This window comes from Anaerosporobacter sp., from assembly GCF_965301125.1.
The window spans coordinates 1-2,735 of record NZ_CBDLAM010000317.1 but is presented as its reverse complement, the minus strand read 5'-3'; the positions used below and the strand labels follow the sequence as shown (position 1 = coordinate 2,735).

Genomic DNA, 2,735 nt, shown 5'->3' with positions numbered 1-2,735 from the left:
ATTATAAGTATGGGATGTATATCAATAATCGTATTTCATTAAGTCAATTGTTAGAACGATTTGGGTTCAATGAAGAAACAGTTTCTGTATTTTCTGAAATGGAAAAGAATATGATTAAATATGTTAATGAACCTTTTTATTATATTGATAATTATAAAAAAAATAGAAGACCAATAAAGCAAATAATAGAAGATGAAAGAGCATTAAGAGATTTATCAGAAGAGCAAACTAGTAAAATATTTGAGAAGGAAAAATTGATTTATTCTACCGAAGAAAAAATACAACAATTAGAAAATAGAGTATCAGAACTAAATGATCTTACAGAGAAGCAGAATTCAATTAATCTAAATTTAGTTATGCAAAAAAATGATTTATTATTGAAAGTTGAAGAACTGTTAGAAGATAAAAGTAAAAATGATAAACGTTTAGATGATTTAATATCAGATATAAATAATAAACAAGAATATATAAATTTATTTGAGAAGAGTAGAATATATAAAATTTATAATTTTTTCAGAGTGAATAAAATCATAAAAATGTTAAAGGGGGAAAAGTAAATTATGTACGATTATCTAATAGTCGGAGCAGGCCTTTTCGGCTCAGTCTTCGCATATGAAGCAAACAGAAGAGGAAAGAAATGTTTAGTTATTGATAAGAGAGATCACATAGCAGGAAATATATATACAGAAAGCATAGAAGGTATCAATGTCCACAAATACGGTGCCCACATCTTCCATACATCGAATAAGATGGTATGGGATTATGTAAATCAATTTGCAGAATTCAATCACTACATCAATTCACCGATTGCTGTATATAAGGACGAGCTATATAACCTACCTTTCAATATGAACACATTCAGTAAAATGTGGAGAATTCGTACTCCAAAGGAAGCAAAAGAACACATTCAGAATCAAATCAAAGAGTTGAATATCAATGATCCACAAAACTTAGAAGAACAAGCATTATCCCTAGTTGGTACGGATGTTTATGAGAAATTAGTCAAAGGTTATACAGAGAAACAGTGGGGAAGAAGTTGTACGGAACTTCCAGCCTTTATTATTAAGCGTTTACCACTACGATTTACCTATGACAACAATTACTTCAATGATCCATATCAAGGGATTCCAAAAGGTGGGTATACTTCTATTGTTGAAAAGATGTTAGAAGCAATCGAAGTGAGAACAAATACGGATTACTTTGAATTCATAAAGGAACAACCTAACATTGCAGAGAAAATCGTATTCACAGGTATGATTGACGAGTTCTATCAATATCAATTGGGAGAATTGGAATACCGTTCTTTACGTTTTGAATCAGAAGTGTTAGAAGAAGAGAATTATCAAGGTAATGCGGTTGTAAACTATACCGAAAGAGAAGTGCCATATACAAGAATTATTGAACATAAGCATTTTGAGTTTGGTAAACAACCAACTACGGTTATTACTAGAGAGTATTCATCTGAATGGTCAAAAGGCTCTGAACCATATTATCCAATTAATGATGAGAAGAATGGATTTCTATATGAGAAATATAGAGAATTAGCAGAGAAAGAAAAGAATGTGATTTTTGGTGGAAGACTTGGTCAATATCGATATTATGATATGGATAAAGTAATTGAGTCTGCTTTAGAAACCGTAGAAAATGAATTTACACAATAATAAAAAACTTAATTATAAATAGTAACAATAACAGAAAAAAATGTCGAGACAAAAGTGTCTCGACATTTTTTGAGAGGCTAATGTACATGAAAATTAAGAAAATAAATAGTTTGCTGATATTACTAATTTTACTAATAATACCTGTGCTGATTGGTTGTGAGAAAAAAGAGAAATGGGAATCAAGTTTATATACACCAACGATGATTCAAAAAAATGATGATACATACTTTATTGTTGATTGTTGGCATCATCGTGTAATTTACAATGATAATTTGGAAGACAAAATATCGGAATGGAAGACGCTGACTGATGAAGTTACAGGGGCTCATTCAATTGCAAGTGATGGACAAGTATATCTAGTTGATGATACAGATAATAGTGCTGTTAGAGTGTTTAAAAAAAACAAAAAAGGTTTTGAGCAGACGCAGATTATAGACAACATAACAGGCAGGCCTCATTATATAATGTATGATGATACTACAAATAATTTTTATGTTATTTCGTCAACGGAACAAAAGTTATACACTTTAATTAACAGGAATGGGACTGTAGAAATAGCAGGTTCAACAGTAGTGCGAGAGTTAGGAGCGTATGTTAGATCATTTAATATAATCGATGGATATATGTATACGGTATCAGGTGAAAAAATCCTAAAGTTAGATTATAAAAATAATTTTGAAATACTTGAAAGCTATGAAGTTCCAAGTAATCTAATCGGAATGAACTATATATGCAAAATCGAGAATTATTTTTATATATCAACCTATACAAATGCAAACGCGGAAATTGCACCTGAATTTGTTAGAGTAAAATCCCTCAAAGACTTAATAACAGGTAATTACGAGGATTTATACGAACTATTTGGTTTTAAAGGTGCTCCTTATTACATCAGTTATTTTGATAATCAATTTTTTATTACTGAGATAGATGGCTACAGCGGAGTGAAAAGCTTTAAAGTTAGTAATGATAAGATTAGAAAAATTAAGACATGGTACTCTTTCAAAGGGAATAGTAATGCATCTCAAGACAGAAAAGAATCTAAATACACAGAATAATTAATTAAGAGCCGTAAGG

Annotated in this window: 3 protein-coding genes; all 3 read left to right on the top strand. The window is 30.2% G+C overall.

Features of this window, described 5'->3' with window-relative positions:
• On the top strand, positions 1–557 hold a 557-nt coding region (locus ACW2QF_RS19280; RefSeq protein ID WP_455717641.1), incomplete at its 5' end, for a hypothetical protein.
• Positions 558–1,661, top strand: a complete 1,104-nt coding sequence (glf, locus tag ACW2QF_RS19275) for a UDP-galactopyranose mutase (protein WP_455717642.1) — start codon at positions 558–560, stop codon at positions 1,659–1,661.
• An 86-nt stretch (positions 1,662–1,747) separates the two neighbouring features.
• A complete protein-coding gene (locus tag ACW2QF_RS19270; RefSeq protein WP_455717640.1) occupies positions 1,748–2,716 on the top strand; it encodes a hypothetical protein in 969 nt (322 codons plus the stop codon).
• Positions 2,717–2,735: the final 19 nt, after the last annotated feature.